Here is a 22,837-nt window from a genome sequence, read left to right as displayed (position 1 = left end):
GTAGTGTAAATGCTCATGGGTAATGCGTAAGTATAGATTGGTCCTGTTAAGATAGAATTAAATTGATTTGTATGCTGCAACTTGCAGGGCGCGGTAAAGATAAATTTTTAACTAAAAGCCGAATATCTACGTTCGACTTCTCACTAAAGATAAACTAGGTACTAGAACGTCATACCTAAAGTAAAAGAAAACTGATCCATATCTATGGATACACCTGCGTCATCCATATCAAAGTAGTCTGTATGGATATCTACATAGAAACGGTTAATTAGAGCACGTGCGCCGAAGCCAAAATAGAAACCGGAATCATCGAAAAAGTTTTCATCATATGAGTACAATCCCGCAGAATTGAAAGGCTTAATCGAAGCCCCTTCAAGATCAAAGGCATAACCAAAGTCACCACCAAACTTTAGGTTGCTACCTTTTAAGAAGCCTTCTTTATTCTGTTCGTATGACACGTGAGCACCTGCGATATGATTAAAGTCATAACCATACTCAAGTTTTAAACCGCTGCAGTAACCCACACTAACGCCAAATGCTTCGGCGTCAGTTAAACTATAACCGACCCCGATACGATGCTGAGAAAAGTCGTTTGCAGTAGCTTGAGAAGAAATAGCAATAAGAATTGAAATAGCAATAATTTAAAAGTTGTTCATTGAAACCGGTATTTAGTGATTTTTGGTAAGCTGAGGATACATTAATCATACTAAGAATAAATACCTTCCTTGCTAAGTATGTAACCAACTATTAACTCGCAGCACTTTGAATACGAGATGGGTGATAACTTGCAATATTAAGGGCAAGGTACACAAGAATAATGAAAGGGCTGTGGATGTGAAAAATTAACTTATACCACTACATAGACATATATCAATACATCAAATATTGAGAGCAATGTCGAGTTAGAGCTTTTTGCTAACAAGCTTTTGTCTATAGATTAGCTACGATAATGGTGAGTAGGTTGTGCAGCTTTGATCGTGACTCATCAGCGAATCTGTCAGTTCGAGTATGAGTCACTACAGCTCAAGCTACGACCATTGGATTCTCTAGTTGCCACCAGATATGATTTGTTGAGTTATCGTAATTCTTCCTTCTTGTCCCGGCCCTGATACCACAAGAAAATTAATCGCCGTATCTTTGTCATTGGTATCTTTACCTGAAAATTTTGACGAGGTTTTTTCTGTGGTGTCGTCAGTGGTGTTATCATATGCATCTTCTGCACTAGAACTAAATATGCCCGACGCTTTTGTCGAACCTAGCTCAGGGTTGGTAAACCCTATACCGATATCTTGTTCCTTGTAACCTCCTCCTTCTATGGGCATTTGTAGCGTAAATGTTGTACCGCCACTTACCCCTGTAAGGAATGAACCATCCTTATCGCACCCAGAAAATGACATCTCCTCAAAAGGTTCTACGTTAGTAGGGGCCGTCCAAAATTTACCGCTATCAAAATATGAGTTTTTGTATACCAAAGCATATTGTGTTTGGTTAAATACCGTGACAGTAACCCAGCGGTGTTTATCTTCTAAATCTTTTGGAGTATCTGGAATGAGGTTCGACATTTTCCCAATAGAACTTGCTAGTTTTACAGCAGTATTTATTCCGGTCAGAACTGCAGCTGGTGATGGCATAGCTTTCTCCTTTTCTAGCCTATACGTTGTTTAACGAAGTTATATTTTTGTATGGTTTACCTTTAGTGTGGCTGAAGTGAAAATTCACACTATTAAGAAACAATAGTTGGTGATAAATATAAAACAAGTGGCACATTTGATTTAAATCTAAATTGTCCCTCTACTTTGTTATGAGGAGTATGAAACATTGTAAGAGTAAGTTTGTATATAGTTGCCCATAAAGCTGTTTTAGCTACGTGTTATAAAGTTCGTGGTAACAGTCTAGCTGCAGATTGCAATCAATGACATAACAACGAGGGTAAGTAATGAAAGTGTCAGAAAAAAGAACAAAATTGTTCTCACCAGAAATGCGCATACAAGAGGCCGATTAGGCCCCGATCTAATTTCTTTTTCTGATGGAAGTACCGTGAAGGAATAAGGGGGGAAGAAGAGGTGACACAAAGTTCTGAAAACAAGTTGGGTCGAAATAGGTGAGTGTTGCATTGAAAGTTGCATTTCTTCTGAAGTGGCATCGCATTTATGTCGCTTTCTGTAAAAAGTTATTAATTTTATGCCTTTTTTGTTCGTTTATGTTCATTGCAAGCTGAGGTAAAGCTTTAGCCTTTTATTTATAAATAACTAATAAGATATAAAAATGACCAATTTCAAACCACTATTAATATCGTGCTTTGCCGCACTCATCACTACTTCGGTAGTAGCCGAGCAGAAAGAAAGCGAAATCCTAGAGTTATTAGTAACACCTTATAATCTAAAACTTAGTGAAGGTGAGACTTATCAAATGCGAGCAAATGCTTTTTATGCTGATGGTCGTTATGTCACGAATGTTGAAGGTGTAAAATGGCGTAGCAGTGATAATTCAGCGGTATCTGCGACAGAAGATGGTGTGATTTTTGCCGCTAAGAATGGCGTATCTTCAATCTACGGCACGTTAGATGGTCATGAATCAACTGATCCAGCAACTATTACTGTTGGTGATTCATCAATAGAAAAAATGGCAATTTCAATTCACAACACCAATTTAATTGTGGGCCAAACTGTTGATGTTGAGGTGAATGCTACTTTCACCAATGGTGATGAACGTAACATCACAGATTCAGTAGTGTGGCAGCGTGTAACAAACGATGATGCGTTTAGTGTTGAAGGAAGCAAATTAACAGGCACTAATGCGGGCTATGGATATTTAATTGCACATTTTGATGGTAAAAAATCAGATAGCGTTCAAATTCAAGTTAATGATTCTGGCTATCTAGATCTAATGGTATCTCCTGGTGCTACAACGATGGCTGTAGGATCGACTATTACCCCGTCTATTCGTGCATTTACATCTTCTGGTATGGTTACCATTGATGCAAAAGATGCAACTTATGAAATGGAAGGCCGAGGAATAGTTGCTACAAACACCGATGGTTCATTAAGAGCTATCGGTAAAGGTATTGAGTATGTATATGCTATTGCTGGCAACGTACGTAGCAGCCAACCAATTACTATTACTGTTGAGTAAATAACGATTCGTGCTCGTTTGAGCTAAAGTATACTTGGGCCATGTCTATGGCCCAAGTTCGTGATCAATATTTTAGCTGTCCGATTGAAGATGTTCGGTGATCACTTTTTTAGCAGTCCAGTAGCTTAACCCTGACAATAAATTAGTTTGTAGCTTAGTCAGCTTAATTACTGATGAGTTTTCCATAAACGTTTTATAGTGAGGGAAGTTATCTAGCTTATATTGGTTATCCTTATTGGCAGACTGTTCGGCAATAGCCTTTGCTATGTCTCTATCTGCTAGCTTATTTTCCCATTCCAACGAACGTTGGTTGTAGATCCAAGTGACAGATACCACATGACCTTCTTTTATTGCATAAGTCTCATTGTTGCAAGTAACTAGGTTACTTTGAGCAAAAAGGACTTGGTCTGCTGGGCATTCACCATCCACTTCACTTACGCATTGATTGAACTGCTGTATTATTTTGTTGAGTTCAGCTTCGCCGTTCTTAAATACAATATTGTCGTCAAATTGGGTGAATTTATGCCAGTTATCGGTACTAATAAAAAGGTTTTTTAATGATATGTTAAGTTCTGCTTTCGTAACATCGTCACCTGACTTAAAGGGTTTTTTGGTATTAATGAATACGATGATCTTCTCTACCTTACGGGCAAGCAGCGGCATAATTCCAAGGTTTTCCATTTGCCCGCCATCTGAGTGTGAGTATTCCTCGGCGACACGTGTTTTGTTTGAAGGGATCGAAATCGGGAAATGATTAAACTCTGGAAAACCGATAGCAGATATTTTAAATGCATCAGTGACACCTTGAGGTGCAGCTCCTGTACTAGCCATAATATCAGATAGCGAGAAGGCTCTTTCACTCGTCCAATCTAGCCACTTCTTAGGAGAACGTTTGACTGTAAATTCATAAGTATTATTGGTTTCCTTTACATCATAAGGTCCAATAGTGTCATATGCATAAGAGCTTATGTAGCCACCACCAAAATAGTCGTCTGCATTGAACGCGTCTTCATCCGTCACTTCTCTGCGTATACCGCTATAGTATGGTGTATATTCTACGTGGTATTTTTTCTTAAATTCTATACCGTCTTGATTTAAAAGGGTTGCATTAACAATTAAGTAAGGGGCATCTTGGCGAGCCATCATAAATGAGTGTGCTGTCAATACTGAGTTTACTTCGCACGCTTCGCCCCGAGTTTGGTCGTTATATGTAAATGACATATTTGGCGAATGAAGCCCCAGTGGTTTAAGGAAAATATCACCGAGTACATTGGCGAAGCTCTCATCGCCTTTGCCTTTTAAGCCCGAACGGATCAGCTTGCCAAGTATGCCGGAGTTTACAATACAATCTTGCATCGAATGTGGGGGGACGCTTGTAACAGTATCCCAACTCAGTGATTGTGGCTCTTTAATATCACCAAAATAATGCTCCAATTTCTCAGCACTTACGTATGTGTAAGGAATGCTCGCCCAAGCGCCGCCTGAAACTGCAGATATGTATTTAACACGGTTGATGAGTCCAGTATCGTGCAAAGCCTTTAGTTGTCCCACAGTACAACATGCCGAACGTGTACCACCCCCCGAAAATGCAACGCCAATGTCTTTATCAGAGCTTGATTCAATAAAAGCATCAATGGTTTGCTCGGGAAATTTGCCGTTTTGCTGGATCCAGTGAGTTGGCCATGCTTTTACTTTTTTTAATATCGTCATAGTGGTCTCCAATTTTTTAAGAGCAATGAAAGTCATTTCTTACTAACTGGCAGGTTATTCGATGCCGATATCATAGACACATATGACCTAATCGCTATTCATAAAGTAGTCGGTTGGGGGATACTTCGGCACTCAATTGGTTGGGTATGTGATGCTTGCTAAATAATGAGAATGAAAGGGACAAGTACGACACCGTGAAATCAGATAAACAACGTTATAGGTATTTATATTTTTGAGCAAATGAAAAGCATACGCCGTAATACTCATTAGCTTAAGCAGCGCCGAAAGTAGAGTCTAAAAATTGTACACCCAGTACTTGCTAGCTGAAAATTTGGTAATTAAAATCTAGCTAAATAGACTTCTATTACGTTACATGTAATATCTATTGATATACGTACTAGGTTCGTGAGGTAAGGTGTTATGTTTAGGGGAAAAAGATGATTCAATGGCCATGTATTTTCAAATTAGACGGTGATTCTGAGCTAATGTTTTTAGGCTCTGAGTCAATGTTAGCTAGCGAGTTAGAATCGCTAATTTGGAGCAACTCTGATCGTTTAATCGATAGCCATGGCCAAAGCTACATAATCTACCAAGCGAGAGAAAGCTATACATTTGAACTGCAAGATGTTGCGTTGTCCTTGACGTCAATCACCCAACTAATTCAAGAGCATGAGTTCTCAAAGGCTGAAGTGTGCCTGACGAAAATACAATTCAGGTCCGTACAAGAAGCAATACAATCACTGGCGTCTGTAAAATAAACAGAACCAAGCCCTCAATGCTTGGCGTTATGGCATATGTATTAATAATTACGAAATAAAAGGATTTTTAAACGTGATAACTTGTTATGTAAGATATGTAATTGACCCGAAGAAGGTTAAAGAGTTTGAAGAGTATGCAAGAATGTGGATACCTTTGGTCCAGAAGTTTGGAGGACAGCATAATGGTTATTATTTACCCTCTGAAGGTGCGAATAACATCGCTCTAGCACTTTTCACATTTGAAAGCTTGTCAGCATATGAAGAATATCGGATAAAATCCTTAGATGATCCGGAATGTATAAAGGCATTTGAGTTGGCAGACCATCATGATTTTATAGTTAGCTACGAACGTAGCTTTTTTCGTCCCGTTCTAAGATAAACTGAATTTTCCATAAAAAGACCATCAAGTTGACCCTGCCACGCGGTGATTTAAGTATGAATTGGTTTCTGTGTATACGGTGGTCTGTTTGGGCTTTGCTGCGGGCAACTTATGACTATAATTAGGCATTTGATTTAGTCTTTAGCTCTTAATTTTATTAGCGTTAAAGGTAAGTTTGTGAACAACTATGCAGGGGATTGTTTATGAAAATAGTAAATGTGAGTAGTAATAATAAGCACGTATACGCTAATTTGTACCAAGGCTATGCAGCCGAATTTTCAAAAATAATAGAAGATAAACCAGATGAAAATGGTTTATTTGAAATATACCCCAAAATTGAAGGCAATGTTTCAGGCTACTTATTGTATGTAGATGGGATTCCAGCTGCCCTTACTGCTATTTTGGAAAAATCACCAAAGGAATATGAAATTTGTGATTTTTATGTACTGCCATGTTTTCGAAAAAACAAAATTGGTAAGGATTTTATATCAAGTATTTTTGAACTCCTCAAAGGATCTTGGGAGATTAAGCAAGTTGCAGGTGCTGATCATGCCGTGAAATTTTGGCAAAATGTAGTAAATGACTACACATCAGGCTCTTTTGTTGAAGATAAGTACCTTGATGAAAAGTGGGGTTTAGTAACAAGGCAGCGTTTTAGTCATACTCAAGATGCCTAACAATCGCACTAACACGATTCATTACACTCGGAATTTGTATAGCAATAAACGTGTTAAGCAGGCGCTATGGCTCTCTCGAATTAGATGTACTGTATATAAAAACAGTTTTTCTTGTTTCCATCTTTCTGCCTGTGTAAGGTGCTTATAAATTTGGAACAATCTAGGTAGGGAATAAGTGCGTAGTTCATTGAGAGATAAAGTGATCCAAGTTTGCTCTAAAAAGATTGAGCAAAAGGGTGATAATGTTGGTGTTTCTTTTTATGCTTTTTTTGCCAATAAAAACGACGAGCCTGATTTGTTGATGGAAGCAGCAACATGGTGGATTCAACAACATAAGTTAGATCACTTCGAAAAAGCCCATAAAATCATGGCGATGGCTAAGTCAGGGGTGTAATCATCCCCTCTAGATGCTGAGCCTCAACAAACAGTGTAAGTTGTCCTAGCCCGTGTCACTTTCAGTATTAATTGGCTTTGTGTTTATGGGGCTATGTTTTGGCTTAGGGGCGAGCAATTCACAAGGGCGTTAGGCTTTCGGAGGTAAAATGGACGTTACTTTAAGAAATGCATGTGAAGATGATATGGTTTTTCTTCATCAGCTGCGAGACCACACTATGCGCACGTATCTTGAGCAAGCTGGTATGCAGGTAACGGTTGATGCTTATGAGGCTCGAATTCGTTACGAGTTTCAATCAGCACAAATTGTTGAAGTTAATAACCAAGCAATTGGTTTGTTCAAAGCAACGTACAATTCTCAAATAAACCATTGGCAACTTATCCAAATTCAAATCGCACCTGATTTTCAAGGTATTGGTATTGGCAGCGACTTAATCAAAGCACTGATTCGTTCAGCTGCAAAATCGGGAGCCACGGTCGGTTTAAGCGTTATTGAATCAAATCCAGCAATGATGCTATATACAAACCTTGGGTTTAAGGTTATTAGTCGAGAGGGTGCTGAGTATTTGATGAAGCTTCAAGCCTAACAAATTACTCAAATCGGTAGCTGTAATTTAGCTAGGTGTTTAGGCTACATATATCAATTCGTTATGGAGTAAAATTTGGAATTTGTCCCTGTTAATCTTCAGAAGCATTTAGGCTTATGCATTGAGTTCAGGAAAGATGCTCATATTGTGAGCCATGGAGATACAGTAGATTTTAGTCTCAGCGATACAAAAGCATGGTTTGATCGTTTATCTACTAATTCTAAAGCTGGTTTCTTTCATCTTGTTAACGATAATCAAATTATTGGTCAAACTGAATTCATCAGTGGTCTTAAAGATGAATATGATCAGCTTTATGGCTACATTAACTTGCTATACCTGACCCCAGAGCACCGAAGTCAAGGTTTGGGGAATATCTTGCAAAATTTCATTTTTACGAGATTTCAAAATCACAATTGCGAATATGCACTACTCAGATACTGGCCTTCGAATATTCAAGGAAAGTCATTTTATCGCAAACATGGCTGGCAGGATGTAGGCGATATTGGTGAAAGAGGGCAGTTAGCCCGAAAGAAATTAGTCTAACAAGACCACCAACTTGAAAAGTTGAGCTAAAGTACTGAACTACAAAGGTATTTTGTGGGTGCATCGCAGTGGAGAGCATTAGCAGCTTTTTAAAATTAAACGAAAGGATTCGTATGTTTATACCTAGAAATATGGAAATGAAAGATCATAATTTGGTTTCTAATTTTATAAAAAACAACAATTTTGGTGTGTTAACTTCATCTGACTTAACTGCAACACACATTCCATTTGTATTGAAACCAGATGAAGGCAGCAAAGGCACTTTATATGGTCACCTTGCTAAAGCAAACAAACACTGGAAGCAGTTTCAAAATCAAAGAGTATTAATCGTATTTAATGGGCCTCACGCGTATATTTCGCCAACTTGGTACGCATATAAACCTGCAGTACCAACATGGAACTATGCAGCCGTTCATTGCTATGGGGTTGTTGAAATAATAGATGGTGACGGCGTTAATGAGGTTATGGACGATACAATATTGGCTCATGAACCTGAGTTACTTTCAAACTCAGATTTAATGCCTGTTGAATATCAGACGAAGTTGAAAGCTGCGATAGTTGCTTTCAAGGTTGTAATTGACGATTACCAAGGTGTCGAGAAACTGGGACAACAAAGGAAAGTCGAAGATCAACATGGGGTTCATCTCGCACTGAAAGAGAGTAAATATTCTGGTGATAAGGAATTAGCAGAATATATGGAAAAGCGGAAACTCGGTATAGGTAGTTAACAATTGTATCAACAAGGTTTACTGAACTCGGCATTCTCAGTCTGTTGAGTGTTTCTCGTTTAAGGCCTCAGGAATATATGAAGATAATTTATGACTTTTCTCATGAACAAATAACTCAAGTTCATGGTTTGTACAAACAAGCATGGTGGGCTAAGGATAGAACACTCGAAGAGACAAGAGCTTGTGTTCATGGCTCACAAGTTTGTATCGGTGTTTTAGATGAGACTGACCAACTGGTTGGTTTCGTTCGTGTTCTAAGTGACTTGGTATTTAAAGCCATAATCTTTGATGTCATTGTTTGCTCTACACATCGTGGTACTGGTTTGGGTAAAGAGCTAATGCAATTAGTGAAAACACATGACAAGCTCAAGAAGGTAAAACATTTCGAGCTGTATTGTCTCCCCAGTATGGAGGATTATTACAATTCATTTGGCTTCAGCACCGAAGTCGGTGGAGTCAGACTAATGCGGCGATCGGGTGCCTAACGGTACAGCGTTATGAAAGATATGTGTTGCTAGCAGCCAAGCAAAGTCAGCGCATTGCTAAGCAATGCTTGCACAGAGTCCATGAGTGATATGAATCTATTTTTATGAATGTAAGGGCATAGATTTTCCAGCGACTAGTGTAACATTTCAATATCACGCATCTAGGTTTCAATTTTTAGTGTGGATTCATAAGTGTTAGGCGTTATGTATTTGGGGAAATAATGGACATATTCGTAAAAAATGGAATTTTGGCATTAGCTAACGTTGTTGAATGTGACAGAACTGGGTGGATTCAAGGACATGTGGGAGTATCTCTACTTGCAGGTTCTGCATTGTTAAAAAGTGGAGTGTTACCTAAAGCATCTTATGACAGTTTGAAATCTAGACTGCAAAAGCAAATTGAAAAGTATGAACATCTACTTAAGCCACTAGAATCAAGTCAATTGACATCAGATTATACCGCTATTCTAAATGCTATAGAGCTGAATACGCGTCAATTAAGTCGATCTGGTCACGGTGTTATATATGGAGCTCTGTTTCTTAAAGCAATATCAAACAATGATATCAATGTAAGTGAAATAACCGTATCAAATATCGCCAAGCTTATCGTGAATTGCACCGAAGATAATTGGGGTCGTTATTTTGGCTTAGTAGATTACCGTCAATATAAGCATTCTAACTTGACCGAGAAAGACATTCGTACTTTATGTTCACTTGCGGTTACACGAAGTTCTAGCAATGTATATCTTGATACGAGTGACTATTTTTTCGCAGGAGAAAAAATTCATGGCATTACACATGCGCATGCTGTGTTCATATTGAATGAACTTGGTTATACCGACTTAGCTAGCAAGGCAGCATCGCAACTTTTAATCCAGCTTGATTTAAACGATTTAAAGCCTGATTCAGGGCTAAAGTTGGCCCAACCAAAGCGCTTTGAACTATCAGATCCGACGCTGTGGGGTGTTGGTTTCAACGATGAGCATCAAATAAAACTTGCGCAAAGTTACTCAGAATTATCCACCGAGCTAAATATTCAGCTTTCAGATATAGATGATTTATGGGGTGCAGTTAACAGTTAACTAAATTAGCACCAAACGATATGAGTACGTGTCTGCATTTGGGGTTGAGTCTGCGTTCAAATTTTAGGTTACGAACAATCCTAAACGGGATCATGGTGTTTTGATATACGGATTAAGTTATAGAGCTGGCTATCACGCTATGATGGCTACTTTTTCGACAGGCTTGAAAAGCCTTTGATGCTGGCATTGAAAGAGTGTCGATAAATCAATGCTATAAATGGTTGTGGCATGGTACCTGCGAGCAAAATTTTGTAACATGCGCATTCAATGCGAAAAAGATTTGTTGAGTATTAAATTGAACATTAGAGAAGTATCAGTACACGATGCAGCAGGCATATCCAATCTGCTTAATCCAATTATCGAGGAAGGTCGTTATACCATCTTAGATAAGACATTTACACCAGATGAAGAGCGCGAGTTTATTCGAGATTTTCCTGAAAGAGGTGTCTTTAATGTAGCATTGCTGGAGGACGGCTCAACAGTAGTTGGTTTCCAAAATGTAGAGCCTTTTGCTACATATACAAAGGCTTTCGATCATGTTGGTATCATTGGTACGTTTGTCGATGGTCAACATCGAGGGCAAGGTATTGCAAAGCACCTGTTTAGTGCAACATTTGAATTAGCAAAACTTAAAGGGTACAAAAAATTGTTTGCATATGTTCGAGGTGATAATGAAAGGGCGTTATCGGTGTATCTGAAACAAGGTTTTGACGTTGTCGGTACCGCAAAAAATCATGCTCAAATCAATGGCGAGTTTATTGATGAAGTACTAATAGAAAAGTGGTTGTAGCATAGCGGAATACTTAGGTTTCATAGGGCAATAATAATGAGAAAATTGGTTGGTTCATGCCTTTGCCAGAAGGTGCAAATAGAAGTCCCTGATGATTTTGAATATATGGGAAATTGTCATTGTTCAGAGTGCCGCAAGTTTACAGGTTCTGATTACTCTTCTGTAGGCGGTTTAAGTTCAGAGAAGTTTACGCTTAAAGCCGGCGAAGCGTTTGTGTCGGTATACGCTAAAAGTGAAGAGACGGAACTAGCATTTTGCAGTAGTTGTGGCTCAAGTTTGTTTTCAAGAAAGCTGAAAACAGGTAAACATAATATCCGTTTGGGTATTTTAGATGACGTACCAACACATAAGCCGAGTTTTCATATTTATACTGAATCGAAAGCCCCATGGAATGAGATTACAGACGGCTTAAAACAATTTGAAAAAGGGCCGGTTAAATCGTAATTAAGGAAAATGCCATATAAGAAAGAGTAATGTTAAGTACTTGGCTATTTTTCCATCTGATAACGTTTAATGCTCACGCACTTATAAATGCACAATCATATTTATGAGTGCGCATAACAAAGTCCTTATGACATCAGCCGCCGAAGAGGTAAATTTGAAAAATCTAATTGTATTTACCGGTGGGCCGGGAGCAGGTAAAACATCGGTTATCGACCATTTGAAAGTGCTTGGCTACAAATGTGCCCCAGAAACCGGTCGCAAAGTTATTCAAAAGCAAGTTGAATTGCAAGGCTCCGCTTTACCGTGGCGGGATAAAGTGGCATTTCGTGATGAAATGGTACGAGAAGAACTCGCAAATTACGAAAAATTCAACGTTTGCCAAGACACTGTTTTCTTTGATAGAAGCGTAATTGATTCATACGGTTACAGCTTACTTGAGCAACTACCAATATCAGAACACTTGCTAAAAAGCTGCGGTGAACTTGAGTATTGTAAAAAGGTATTCATATTTCCACCTTGGGAAACCATTTTCACTAATGATCTGGAGCGTAAGCAGAGCTTTAACGAGGCTGTTGCGACTTATAACGAAATGGAAAAAGCGTATAAAAAGTTTGGCTTTGAGTTAGTGGAGGTCCCGAAGTCTTCTATTAGTAAAAGGGTCAACTTCATCTTGGCTTCTGTGAAAAGCTGGTAACACACATCAACCTCCAGTTTGTTATAGGCTTTGTGCTTTAGTCGTGGCTCATTAATAGAACCCGTCAGTTCAAGCAGATCCACTAAATCGCCATTGACCTAATTTTTGTTAGGCGTGTATTGTGTCTTCTATATCGAGAGGCCATCAGAACTTTAGCAGAATGGAAGCCAAATGAGTAAATCTGTAGTTGATAAAGCAATTGAAAACATTCGATTAAAGTCTCAAAGTGCTTCCGAAGTGATGGAATACCCAATAACCATCAACTTTCACCCTGACCGACTTACATCAGATAATGTGCCGTTACTCTCTGCAATTGCTCATGATGGTGAATTAAAATCTCAATTTGAAACAGGTACAAGTAATGGAGGCTTGACCGCTTACAAAGGGGGTGACCGTTGGTTATGGGAGAAAAGAGTTTTTGATGGGGCCTATGACGATGCTCCCGTAAGCCTGAGGCCTAAGTATGGTGCGCTCAACTTTCGCGATTACGAAACTGGCGCCTCACCACGTTTTGGCTCTGCGTACTTTCAACTAAAGCCCCATATGCTTGAGCGTACAACATTTTGTTATCCAGATAGTTTTTTCGAACCAGAAGATTTTGCTGTATCTGAGAGAATAAGCTCATTAATTAATAAGGCCACTTTGGCACAAACAGACTTACTAGATGACTATATAGAAGCCCACATTCACGGCGTTATCTCACTAAGCACTGACGTAGAGTTTTTGGTTCTGGACCCAATATACAAATCTAATGTAGTCGAGGCGCAGGCCAATCAATTAGGTATTTCTGTTCGCTGGCATGCTGGTTACGAGTTGAGTGTCGAAGAAATGAGTTGTTACCCTGAATATAGAGGAGAGCAATTTATTGAGTTGGCTAACGATATTGCTGTAAATGGAGTTATTAATGCGAAGGTATTAGGATCAGCTGTAACTGAGCAGGGGTACGATGAGCAAGACATAAAGAAAATTTGGCACTACTTAGCTAGGTTTGGTTTTTTATCAGCACAAGAATAAGAAAGGTGTAAACGCTAAAGATATTTTTTATTATCCGAATAAGCCAAGTTAGATAAAACGCTCTAACTTGGAAACGCCCCCTTTATTATTCAGATGCTATATCTGGTTACTTTTCCACCTTTATACTTTCCTAGATACCGCCTTTTCACCACACCACCACCTTTACTTTCGTAAACAATGTAAATTGAATGCCAATGCAAACAATTATCAATTATGTTATCCGGCATAAATTTAGGCTGGTAGTTATCTTCAATCATGGTGTTAAAAAGTAAAGCGGTTCAGTTATGGGCTCGTCGTCTGCATATCTATATTTCGATGGCACTGTTGCTTGTTGTGCTGTTCTTTTCGGTAACCGGTATAACGCTTAATCGCCCTGAATTGTTTGTTAAAAGCCAGCCAACAGTTGAATCAATTACCCTAGAGGTGCCTGAGAAACTGCTCAATTCAGGCCGTTCGGCATATGTTCCCGATGAACTGCAATTATTGCAGTTTTTAAAACAGCAGGCAGATATCTCGGGTACGCCATCCTCGATGGAAGTGTTTACCGAGGTAGAGGATGGAGAGTTGTTTGAAGGTGAAGTTTCGCTGAACTATAAGGGCCCTGGTTTTAATGCCACGGTGTTTATTGATCTTACTACCCGTGAAGCCGAGATAGAAAAATCGTACTACGGAATTGTTGCTGTGCTGAACGATTTGCACAAAGGTCGCAATAGCGGGGAAGTGTGGAAGTGGTTTATAGATATTACGGCATTGCTAATGGTGTTCTTCGTTCTAACGGGAGTTTGTCTGCTAATTCCTAAGAGAAAAACCTTTTCGACCTCAATCAAATGGACCGCATTTGGCTCGGCTGTCACCTTACTGATTTTCTTTTTTGCTGTGCCTTAATGCCAGCTGTGTTTAACAAGGACTAACCATGAACTCACGTTTGATGAGAACGGCGTCTAAATCGCTGCTGGGTATGGCACTCGCTGTACCTTTAACTTTTAGTGTTAACGCTAAGCCATTACTTGAATCTGCTTCAATGGATGTGGAATTTGTACTGCCCAAAATCGACACAGGCATGTACGCCCGTCCATATGTTGCTGTATGGATTGAAGATGCCAATCGTAAACCTGTTCGTACGGTACAGCTTTGGGTGGGCAAGGATGAATGGCTAAAAGATTTACGCAGCTGGTGGCGCAAAGTGGGTCGTTACGACCGCGAGTTAGTTGATGCCGTAACATCAGCTACACGTCCTGCGGGTGAATATCGTTTTGTTTGGGATGGCCTAAATGATGATGGTGAGCGTGTCGAGCAAGGTGAATATACCTTCTATGTTGAGGTGGTACGTGAACATGGCGGCCGTAATTACATACGTGAAAAATTAACGCTGGGCGAAGAGGCGTTTACACGTGAACTTGCACCAACTGAAGAAACTGGTCATATCCTTCTGAGTTATTCAACTCAAGGTTAAATCGCATACACGCATAAATTTTGATATTAGAGAATGAATAATGATTGATAACAAAAAGTTGAAAGCCGTTTCAATGGCATGTGCCCTAGTGGCAGGTTTGGCCGTTACCGCAACTGCAAATGCCCACCCTCGTTGGATATTACCATCGCACTTTACAGTATCTAAAGAGGGCGGCGATTGGTTGACTTTTGACGTGACGGCGTCACACGGTACGTTTGTGTTTGATAAACCCGCAGGTGCAGAAACCGGTGAAATCATCATGCCAGATGGCCGTGTAGAACGACCAACTTACGTCACTCGTGGTAAGCGTCGATCAGTATTTGACTTTCATTTCGAAGAAGAAGGTACACACAAAGTTCGCGTTAACAACGTGCCGTCTTACTACACCCAGTATAAAGCGGGTCGCCGTGACACAGTGAAATGGGTTAAAGGCCATAAGGCTGAGCGTAATGACGTGTTACCTAAAAAAGCACGTGATGTGGTGACTCAAGTGAGTTACACCCGTGCCGAAAGTTACGTCACTGTTGGAATGCCAACAACAGAAGCTTTCAAATTGGAAGGCAAATATTTGGAAATGGTCCCCGTTACACACCCAGCAGATATTGTTGAAGGTGAAGAAGTGCAATTTCAGTTCTTCTTTAATGGTGAACCACAACAGGGTGTAACGGCTGAAATTACCCGTGATGGCACTATGTACCGTAACCACCAAGAGCAAATTGATGTGGTAAGTGATGACAACGGTGTAGTGACATTCATACCCGCAGAAGCAGGCCGCTGGCTGATGAAAGCAAATTATAAAGGCGATCTTGATAACAACCCACTAGCAGATCGCGCTAGCGCAAACGTGCACCTTACGTTTGAAGCTGTACTTCAGTAATCCTTTTTTAAGTAGCCTGTTTTTGCAGGCTATTCATTTTTTGTTTTGAGGTCATGATGAAAAAACGTTCACAATTAGCGCTGATTTTAGTGCTAGCGGCGCAATCTTCTGCGGTACATGCCCATTTTCCACTCATGAGCTGCTGGTTAGAATCTGACAAGGTGATTTGTAAAGCAGGCTATAGCGATGGGAGCGACGCCGTTAAATACGATGTCGATATGTTTGATTACGATGACAATTTAGTGAGTCGTGCAACCACAGACAAGCGTTCAATCGCTGAATTTGATATGCCAGATACTGACTTCTATCTTGTGTTTGATGCAGGGCACGAGAACCCAGTTGAAGTAGATGTTGTTGAGATTGAAGAAAAATGATCACGCAATCTGTTCATTCGGATGATGGCGGTAGAGAAGGGAAGTGGGTTGCATTATCGATAGCCATTATATTGATTATTGCAGCATTTACTTTGCCAATGCACCAAGCGTCATCAAAAGGTCAAATACTCGCGCCTTATCAAGTTTCGATTAGTGATTTAGCTACTCCTGAACTTGCTATGGTTGCCGATTTACGGCTCGCTCATGAAGAAATTCGCAATATACATCAAGACAATCGTGATTTTGAACCGTCAATACCGAGTGATGAATTATGGCCAGAACTAGTCGAACTTGAAGAAATTTGGTTAGCGCCCTTTGTTAAAGATAAAAGTTGGGAATACAAAGGTAAGCATCAGTGGTTACACATTGCTCCAGCGTATTATCAAGGGGTTAAGCAGGTGGCTCAAGGCTCTGCATCAGTCATTTTGCATACCGGAAATAATGATCCTGAAATCTGGTTTGCCCTGTTTGATTCTGCGCAACCTTTAACCAGAAATTTAGAGCAGCCATACGTACTGCTATCACCAGAAAAATTAATTGAAGCAGGTTGGATACAAGTTGTTTTTGCCTCCGCTTCAGATTCTCATGTCCATTAAATACCGACGCCATCCATGGTGTCGAGGTTATGTGTTATGAAACAGCTCAAGAATAAAATAATCAAAAAAACAATGTTACTGCTGGCTCTGCCGGTACTTTTTATTGCTCAGGTACCATTTGTACAGGCAGCAGAAAAATTGACTATCGGTATTACACTTCAGCCTTACTACAGCTATGTAAAAGCAGTAGTCGGTGACAAGGCAGATATCCTTCCGCTGGTTGATGCGGGATTTAATCCACACAATTATCTACCTCAACCAAATGATCTTCGCCGTTTGAAAGCGATGGATGTGATTGTCGTTAACGGTATTGGCCATGATGACTTTGCATTAAAAGTGATTGCAGCGGCCAACCGTGAAGATCTCATTGTGATTGAAGCCAATAAAGATGTGCCATTGTTACCAGCAATGGGTCAGTCGGTAGGAGATGGAGCCGTTAATCCACATACTTTCGTTGGCCTTTCGACAACGATTCAGAAGGTTTACACCATCGCTTCTGAGCTTTCAAAAATTGATCCGGATAACGCCCGTTATTACCGCAAGAATGCCCGTAAATACGCCACAAACTTTCGTAAGCTGAAACATGAAGCGATGACGACGTTAGGTAACCTTGATACTAGCGGCATGGTCGTTGCGACCACCCATAATGCCTATGGGTACCTGTTACAAGAATTTGGTGTCGATGTAGCTGCTGTTATTGAACCAGCCCATGGTGTTGAACCTAGTGCGAGCCAGTTACAAGAAACTATCGAGAAAATACGAGACTCAGGCATTGATGTGCTGTTTTATGAGCTGAACATGCCAAATCGCTATGTTGATACGATTGAGAAAGCAACTGGTGTACAGCTTTATCGCTTCTCTCATATGACTCATGGGCCGTATGAAGATAATAAAGTTGAGGTCGAGATGAAAGCGAACCTCGATACGTTGATCCAATCTATGAAATTTGCAGCAGAAAATAAAGTGAGCTAATTGTGGGCCCGAGTATTTTATTAGATAACATTGGCCTGCAATATGGTGACAATACCATTCTGCAAGGGATCAGCCATGAATTTACAGCAGGTAAGTGCCATGTTGTGATGGGACCCAATGGTGGCGGGAAAACGTCTTTATTGCGTTCTATTCTTGGCCTGTCTCCGTTTAGTGGAAATATAGATATCCAGTGGCCTGAGAAAAAAGGCCAAGTTGGTTATGTGCCTCAAAAGGCGACTTTTGAATCAAGCCTTCCTCTAACAGTGATGGACTTTATCTTATTGAACCAGAGTCGCACCCCGCTATTTTGGTCGCGTTGGCGGAATATATCTAAGCAGCAAGCTTTTGCCCTTGAGCAATTAGATCGCGTTGGTATGGCTGCGCGTGCTGACCGTCGGATGGGGCAGCTATCTGGCGGTGAGCAACAGCGCGTGCTATTTGCACAAGCTCTTTTAGATAACCCGAGTTTACTTGTGCTTGACGAGCCTACAACAGGCATGGATGAACAAGGGGTAAGATATCTTGAAGCACTCATCAAAGAACTGGTTAATGAGGGCAGAACCCTGCTAGCTGTACATCATGATGTCACTGCCGTGCGACGTCTCGATGCGACAGTGCATGTTGTGAACCGACAGCTAATTGATAGCGGAAGTGTGCAAGATGTACTGACACCAGAAAAAATAGAGCGCTTATTTAACCACTACAGTGCAACACCCGAACCCATTAAACGAAATGTAGGTAAAGCAGCATGATGGACTTTCTTCGCCAATTGGCACTGCAAGGTGTCGAAGCTGGGTGGCTGAGTGACAGTTTCTCTTATGCCTTTGTCGTAAATGCATTGGTTGCGGCTTTGTTGGTCGGCCCTTTATTAGGTGGCCTAGGCACATTAGTGATTGCTAAGCGGTTAGCTTTTTTCTCTGAAGCAGTAGGACATGCAGCGCTAACTGGTATTGCGTTGGGTGTGTTGTTAGGTGAACCGCCTGATAACCCAATTATCGGCTTGTTTAGCTTCTGTATGATCTTTGCTTTGTTACTGCATTTTGTACGAAACCGAACCAATGTACCTTACGATACCTTGGTAGGGGTTTTTCTTGCCTTAGCGTTAGCAGTTGGTGCGGCTTTGTTGATGTACGTGGCACGTAAAATCAACATTCACATGCTCGAAAATGTCTTATTTGGCTCTATTTTAACCGTAACAGATCAAGATTTAATGATACTGGCGATAAGTTGTTTGCTCATTACCATTGTGCTTATCCCTACATTTAATCGTATCTTGCTAACTTGTATTAGCCCAGACATAGCCCGAGTCCGTGGATATTCGACGAATTTTTATGATTACTTGTTTGTCATGATGATCACGCTTGTCACTATTGCCTCTGTCAAAATTATTGGCGCAGTGTTGGTTGGGGCACTACTGCTTATACCGGGTGCAACAGCTCGCTTGCTAACGAAGAACATGGGCGACTTCGTACTGCTGTCTGCACTCTTAGCAACAGTAAGCTGTTTAGTTGGCACTATTTTACCGATGGAGCTTGAACTACCGATTCCATCGGGCGCTGCAATTATCATTGTTTCAGCGGTATTTTTCTTGATGGCGACATGTTTTCGCATTGTGCGTAAAGGGTAGGTGATGAACTCTATGGAAATGAAATTTAAAAAAGCATTTTGCTTACAGAAGATGGCTGTCGCATGCCTAGTCGCAGGTGCAACATTGTCGTCACTAACGGTGCAGGCTAAAGATATATTAACGGCAGCACCCGTTACCTATATGTTAGCTTCCGAGTTAACGCAGGGGACAGGGTTAGAAACAAGTTACCTACCGCCAAAACGTTATGGTTTACAGCGATTACCAAACTGGTTTTCAAGTAAAGGTGCGAAGGCAACTGAAAAAGAAGCACTTAGCGCGAAAGCGGCGGTAACATTAGGTGCTGTTTGGCCACAAGAGCCATTATTTGTGCATGCTCGCCAAGGTAATATACAAATTGTTGAAATCGATGCCACGCAGTCTATTTCGCCACGTGCACAAGGGGTTGCGGCAATTCAGCTTGAAGATGGCTCGACCTCTCCGTATGTTTGGCTAAACCCAACGAACTTAACGCGTATGGCTGCAATTGTAAGTGCCGATCTACAGCGTATTTGGCCTGAACATGCTCATGCTATAGCGACGAATCAGCAAGCGCTGATGCTTGATGTACGACAGTTGATTAATGCCCAGCAAGCTGCACTGTTTGATGCTGAGGTAGACTCGGTCGTTCTGCTATCGAAAGAGCTGGAAGACTTTGCCGTCGGTAATCAACTTTTCGTTGTGGAAAGGCTTACTCAGCCAGAGCTTGATTGGACAGAAGAAGATAAGTTGGCACTTATTGAACTGCTAAAAAGTGATGACACTATTTGGCTGCTGACGTCGAAACGAGTCAGTAAATCATTAAAAGCGTTAGTACCAAACCCAGAGAAGATCTTAGTAATTGACAGTATTGATCGCTGGGGAAGCCAAGGCATTCAATCAGAAAAACCACTAGCTCGTTGGAATATAAGAGTTTAACTTGATTGAATAGTAGACATATTAGCACACAGTTTCAGCATTAAACTGTGTGCTAATAAATAATACCTATGAATCTATCCGTTTTGGAGTACTATGCTGCAACTGTGATTATTGTAGCTAGCCATGACTATTGATATTAAAAACGTAACTGAACCCGAAGTAACCTGCTCTAACTGTCAGGCTTGTTGCTGCCGTCTAGAAGTGATGATCATTACTGATACTGGTGTGCCAGAAGAACATATAAAGCTGGACGAGTGGGGTGGTGAAACGATGTTACGATTAGATGACGGTTGGTGCTCAGCGTTAGATCGGGATACGTTCATGTGTACTATTTATGAAAATCGACCTTGGATCTGTCGTGAGTTCGAAATGGGTTCGTATGAATGCGTCAATGAACGAATTGAAGGTAAGATTGATCCCGCTCGTTAACTTGTTTTATTGAATGCCCACTATTTATTATGGGCGTTCAAAGATAAAATGATAATTCCCTTGATGCTAATTTATTTATTATTTATATGCTGAACCTTATTCGCCTTCCTTCTTCTAATCGTAAACCCAATACTTGATAAACCTAGCCATAAGAATGCAAGTGCTGAAGGCTCAGGAACATAAGCGGTATGCTCAATATCGCTAATTATAATGTTGTCAAAATACGCATCTTCAGCATTAGAACCCGCACCGTTCCAATCTTGAAATTTAACTCTTAATGTATTTGATGTTATTTCAAAACTGTGCGTATGCCACTGATTATCATCAATTAACTCCCTTGGCCAATGTACATTATGATGAATTTGAGTACCAATCCACCCTATCGGTGAAAAGTGAACATATCCGCCACAGCTACTTCCCCCACAAGTCCCTAAATAATCAAAAGATACAAAAAACTTTCCAGTTCCACTCGTGAATATATCGGTATCTAAATCATTACCGCCAGCGGTTCGTGTAAAATTAATTGCGTTATCCCCTTGAAGGGGATCAGTCACAACTTGGCCACTCGAATTGCCAGTCCATCCACTGCTACCTCCTGTTACTAATCCACCTTCAAAATCTTCATTTAAAAAGACAGTCGCCTGTACCGTTGAAATTGACGTAATAGCTAGCATAAATAAAAGTTGTTTAAACATATTGAGCCTTCCATAATTGGCATTAATGTAATGTGTGTGCCCTGAAAGATAGGCAACATGTAGGCCAATATTGACACCTCTGGCATTTGTTTTATAAAACAAACGTTTACTATTAATTGCTTATACGGATAAGCATCTAAATACAAAAGTGATATTGAACATACTCGTAATATGGGAATTACAATTTGCAAAATAAAAGTACTTTGCGATGACGTAGTGGTCAGCATCAAATTAAACGTTACTTACTCGGTGCCTTGCTATGGCGTATAGAGGGAGGGCTAGGATAAAGTGAGAACTTCTTCGACCATTACTGTTATCAGTGATTACTAAAGTGTTGGTGTTGGAATTTTTCTTGCTAGACGGTCTATACCGCCTTCAGCTGTGAAAAACATCTCGAGCTCAAGCATTACACCAGGATTTATCTTGTAATTAAATTCATCCTGAAAGTCGAGCTCTGGTGTAACGGTTAGGTATAACCAGTCTTTATATAACCGATGCTTCCAACCTATAGATACCCATGAGTTAGTGATTGAATAATTAGGGCGAGAGTCAGCGCTGATGCCGATGCTGTATTGGAGTAAGTTACTTTCATTCACTCGGTCAAAAATTTCAGCTTGTTGAACAAACTCCCAATTATCATCTTCATCAAGGAATTGGGCGTTTGAACTTAGTTTTAATATTGTGTCGGGGTCTTCAACGGTGGAAAAGTAGAAGTTAAAAGATGTTATCGCCCCTGGGCCTTTATTGTGAAAATAAAAGACCTCTTGCTTGATTCTTGTTGTCCAGTTACGGCTGATTTTATCCACCCTATGTACATTAGCACGAGTGAACGGGTCGAGAGGGAGTTTGATTTTTAGCCCAACATCGAAGTCAGCATTCCAATTTCCCCATTGTCTATCTTGTAATCGAAATCCCCCAACAGCCCCAGATAGGCTGCTGTCACTGCTGTTGCTGATCCCTCTTTGTTTATCTTCCAGTCGATCGAAATCGTCTGGGTCAGTTTCAAATATTACTTTCCAGCGCTTTTCTGTGTGCGGCAGGTCTATTTTTAATTTGATACTGGCATCGATGTCTGAATATTCACGATGACTATAGCGAGGCTTGAATTTTATTTTTAAGTAGCTACGGTTTTGCATTGGCTTTTCATCTTCAGTCTTGCCAATGAAGTGATCAAAGGATGAACCATAACTATGGATACTATCTGAAATTGAATCTTGAGCTTCATCTATCCACGCTTGAAATTCATTATCATCTTTTGCGTATATAAACGTGTTAACATTTTTATCATCACGGTAGATTGAAAAGGATGTTTGCTTGTAAGAGCTAATTTCATCAAAGACGGCAGCTTGTGAATTGTAAGTAAATAATACTAAAAATAGTAGAGTAACGTATGCTGATTCCCTTTTGAGCAAGGGAAATTGGTTAAGCGGGAACGATAAAAATGCCATTATTCCCCCATACGTACAAAGACTTAGTCTTATAA

At 40.3% G+C, this 22,837-nt stretch carries 29 protein-coding genes; 24 read left to right on the top strand and 5 right to left on the bottom strand.

What is annotated here, in order from left to right:
* Positions 1-161: 161 nt before the first annotated feature.
* Both L4D09_RS00145 and L4D09_RS00140 read right to left on the bottom strand, forming a co-directional pair.
* Entirely contained in the window at positions 162-620 is a 459-nt protein-coding gene (locus L4D09_RS00145; protein WP_428455482.1) for an outer membrane beta-barrel protein, read from the bottom strand.
* 426 nt (positions 621-1,046) lie between these two features.
* A complete protein-coding gene (locus L4D09_RS00140; RefSeq protein WP_428455478.1) occupies positions 1,047-1,631 on the bottom strand; it encodes a hypothetical protein in 585 nt (194 codons plus the stop codon).
* Positions 1,632-2,265: 634 nt separating this feature from the next.
* Here L4D09_RS00140 and L4D09_RS00135 point away from each other — a divergent pair.
* Complete coding sequence (locus L4D09_RS00135; protein WP_428455477.1) at positions 2,266-3,132, top strand: hypothetical protein; 867 nt, start codon at positions 2,266-2,268, stop codon at positions 3,130-3,132.
* Between the two features lie 72 nt (positions 3,133-3,204).
* Here the strand turns inward: L4D09_RS00135 and L4D09_RS00130 are convergent, their stop codons facing one another.
* Positions 3,205-4,842 (bottom strand): patatin-like phospholipase family protein, encoded by a 1,638-nt coding sequence (locus tag L4D09_RS00130; RefSeq protein ID WP_428455476.1) that lies wholly within the window; start codon positions 4,840-4,842, stop codon positions 3,205-3,207.
* Positions 4,843-5,279: 437 nt separating this feature from the next.
* On the opposite strand from L4D09_RS00130, the gene L4D09_RS00125 reads away from it, so the two are divergent.
* From L4D09_RS00125 to L4D09_RS00015, 23 genes are all read left to right on the top strand, one after another.
* A complete protein-coding gene (locus L4D09_RS00125) occupies positions 5,280-5,600 on the top strand; it encodes a DUF4144 family protein (protein WP_428455475.1) in 321 nt (106 codons plus the stop codon).
* Between the two features lie 73 nt (positions 5,601-5,673).
* Entirely contained in the window at positions 5,674-5,979 is a 306-nt protein-coding gene (locus tag L4D09_RS00120) for an NIPSNAP family protein (protein WP_428455474.1), read from the top strand.
* Between the two features lie 203 nt (positions 5,980-6,182).
* Complete coding sequence (locus L4D09_RS00115; protein WP_428455473.1) at positions 6,183-6,656, top strand: GNAT family N-acetyltransferase; 474 nt, start codon at positions 6,183-6,185, stop codon at positions 6,654-6,656.
* A gap of 175 nt (positions 6,657-6,831) precedes the next feature.
* The gene (locus L4D09_RS00110) at positions 6,832-7,050 is read left to right on the top strand and encodes a DUF6500 family protein (protein ID WP_428455472.1); all 219 of its coding nucleotides are present in this window, start codon (positions 6,832-6,834) and stop codon (positions 7,048-7,050) included.
* A 148-nt stretch (positions 7,051-7,198) separates the two neighbouring features.
* Positions 7,199-7,636, top strand: a complete 438-nt coding sequence (locus L4D09_RS00105; RefSeq protein WP_428455471.1) for a GNAT family N-acetyltransferase — start codon at positions 7,199-7,201, stop codon at positions 7,634-7,636.
* A 75-nt stretch (positions 7,637-7,711) separates the two neighbouring features.
* Positions 7,712-8,179, top strand: a complete 468-nt coding sequence (locus tag L4D09_RS00100) for a GNAT family N-acetyltransferase (protein WP_428455470.1) — start codon at positions 7,712-7,714, stop codon at positions 8,177-8,179.
* Between the two features lie 113 nt (positions 8,180-8,292).
* Positions 8,293-8,907, top strand: a complete 615-nt coding sequence (locus tag L4D09_RS00095) for an FMN-binding negative transcriptional regulator (RefSeq protein WP_428455469.1) — start codon at positions 8,293-8,295, stop codon at positions 8,905-8,907.
* 77 nt (positions 8,908-8,984) lie between these two features.
* A complete protein-coding gene (locus tag L4D09_RS00090; RefSeq protein WP_428455468.1) occupies positions 8,985-9,392 on the top strand; it encodes a GNAT family N-acetyltransferase in 408 nt (135 codons plus the stop codon).
* Positions 9,393-9,613: 221 nt separating this feature from the next.
* The gene (locus L4D09_RS00085; protein WP_428455467.1) at positions 9,614-10,474 is read left to right on the top strand and encodes a hypothetical protein; all 861 of its coding nucleotides are present in this window, start codon (positions 9,614-9,616) and stop codon (positions 10,472-10,474) included.
* A gap of 289 nt (positions 10,475-10,763) precedes the next feature.
* Positions 10,764-11,264, top strand: a complete 501-nt coding sequence (locus tag L4D09_RS00080; protein ID WP_428455481.1) for a GNAT family N-acetyltransferase — start codon at positions 10,764-10,766, stop codon at positions 11,262-11,264.
* A 36-nt stretch (positions 11,265-11,300) separates the two neighbouring features.
* The gene (locus L4D09_RS00075; RefSeq protein ID WP_428455466.1) at positions 11,301-11,708 is read left to right on the top strand and encodes a GFA family protein; all 408 of its coding nucleotides are present in this window, start codon (positions 11,301-11,303) and stop codon (positions 11,706-11,708) included.
* Positions 11,709-11,862: 154 nt separating this feature from the next.
* Positions 11,863-12,402 (top strand): AAA family ATPase, encoded by a 540-nt coding sequence (locus L4D09_RS00070; RefSeq protein ID WP_428455465.1) that lies wholly within the window; start codon positions 11,863-11,865, stop codon positions 12,400-12,402.
* Positions 12,403-12,573: 171 nt separating this feature from the next.
* On the top strand, positions 12,574-13,416 hold the full coding sequence (locus L4D09_RS00065; RefSeq protein ID WP_428455464.1) for a DUF3626 domain-containing protein: 843 nt from the start codon (positions 12,574-12,576) through the stop codon (positions 13,414-13,416).
* Positions 13,417-13,671: 255 nt separating this feature from the next.
* The gene (locus L4D09_RS00060; protein WP_428455463.1) at positions 13,672-14,301 is read left to right on the top strand and encodes a PepSY-associated TM helix domain-containing protein; all 630 of its coding nucleotides are present in this window, start codon (positions 13,672-13,674) and stop codon (positions 14,299-14,301) included.
* 28 nt (positions 14,302-14,329) lie between these two features.
* On the top strand, positions 14,330-14,869 hold the full coding sequence (locus tag L4D09_RS00055) for a DUF2271 domain-containing protein (protein WP_428455462.1): 540 nt from the start codon (positions 14,330-14,332) through the stop codon (positions 14,867-14,869).
* A 40-nt stretch (positions 14,870-14,909) separates the two neighbouring features.
* Entirely contained in the window at positions 14,910-15,746 is an 837-nt protein-coding gene (locus tag L4D09_RS00050) for a DUF4198 domain-containing protein (RefSeq protein ID WP_428455461.1), read from the top strand.
* 56 nt (positions 15,747-15,802) lie between these two features.
* Positions 15,803-16,120 carry a hypothetical protein gene (locus L4D09_RS00045; RefSeq protein ID WP_428455460.1) on the top strand — a complete coding sequence of 106 codons (318 nt, stop codon included), beginning with the start codon at positions 15,803-15,805 and terminating at the stop codon, positions 16,118-16,120.
* Positions 16,117-16,716: a DUF6162 family protein gene (locus L4D09_RS00040; RefSeq protein ID WP_428455459.1), complete on the top strand. Its 600-nt coding sequence runs from the start codon at positions 16,117-16,119 to the stop codon at positions 16,714-16,716. Before L4D09_RS00045 ends, L4D09_RS00040 begins: the two co-directional genes overlap by 4 nt.
* 36 nt (positions 16,717-16,752) lie before the next feature.
* Positions 16,753-17,688 carry a metal ABC transporter solute-binding protein, Zn/Mn family gene (locus L4D09_RS00035; RefSeq protein WP_428455458.1) on the top strand — a complete coding sequence of 312 codons (936 nt, stop codon included), beginning with the start codon at positions 16,753-16,755 and terminating at the stop codon, positions 17,686-17,688.
* A complete protein-coding gene (locus L4D09_RS00030) occupies positions 17,688-18,440 on the top strand; it encodes a metal ABC transporter ATP-binding protein (protein ID WP_428455480.1) in 753 nt (250 codons plus the stop codon). Before L4D09_RS00035 ends, L4D09_RS00030 begins: the two co-directional genes overlap by 1 nt.
* Positions 18,440-19,315, top strand: coding sequence for a metal ABC transporter permease (locus L4D09_RS00025; protein WP_428455479.1), 876 nt, complete (start codon positions 18,440-18,442; stop codon positions 19,313-19,315). Before L4D09_RS00030 ends, L4D09_RS00025 begins: the two co-directional genes overlap by 1 nt.
* Positions 19,316-19,327: 12 nt before the next feature.
* A complete protein-coding gene (locus L4D09_RS00020; protein WP_428455457.1) occupies positions 19,328-20,230 on the top strand; it encodes a metal ABC transporter substrate-binding protein in 903 nt (300 codons plus the stop codon).
* A 123-nt stretch (positions 20,231-20,353) separates the two neighbouring features.
* Positions 20,354-20,659: a YkgJ family cysteine cluster protein gene (locus tag L4D09_RS00015; protein WP_428455456.1), complete on the top strand. Its 306-nt coding sequence runs from the start codon at positions 20,354-20,356 to the stop codon at positions 20,657-20,659.
* A gap of 71 nt (positions 20,660-20,730) precedes the next feature.
* On the opposite strand, the gene L4D09_RS00010 is transcribed toward L4D09_RS00015, so the two are convergent.
* Both L4D09_RS00010 and L4D09_RS00005 read right to left on the bottom strand, forming a co-directional pair.
* On the bottom strand, positions 20,731-21,354 hold the full coding sequence (locus L4D09_RS00010) for a PEP-CTERM sorting domain-containing protein (protein ID WP_428455455.1): 624 nt from the start codon (positions 21,352-21,354) through the stop codon (positions 20,731-20,733).
* A gap of 326 nt (positions 21,355-21,680) precedes the next feature.
* Positions 21,681-22,802 (bottom strand): hypothetical protein, encoded by a 1,122-nt coding sequence (locus tag L4D09_RS00005; protein WP_428455454.1) that lies wholly within the window; start codon positions 22,800-22,802, stop codon positions 21,681-21,683.
* Positions 22,803-22,837: the final 35 nt, after the last annotated feature.

Source organism: Photobacterium makurazakiensis (genome assembly GCF_050336715.1).
Taxonomy (GTDB): domain Bacteria; phylum Pseudomonadota; class Gammaproteobacteria; order Enterobacterales; family Vibrionaceae; genus Photobacterium; species Photobacterium makurazakiensis.
The sequence above is the reverse complement of the archived record's forward strand: the minus strand, read 5'-3'. Positions and strand labels throughout refer to the sequence as shown.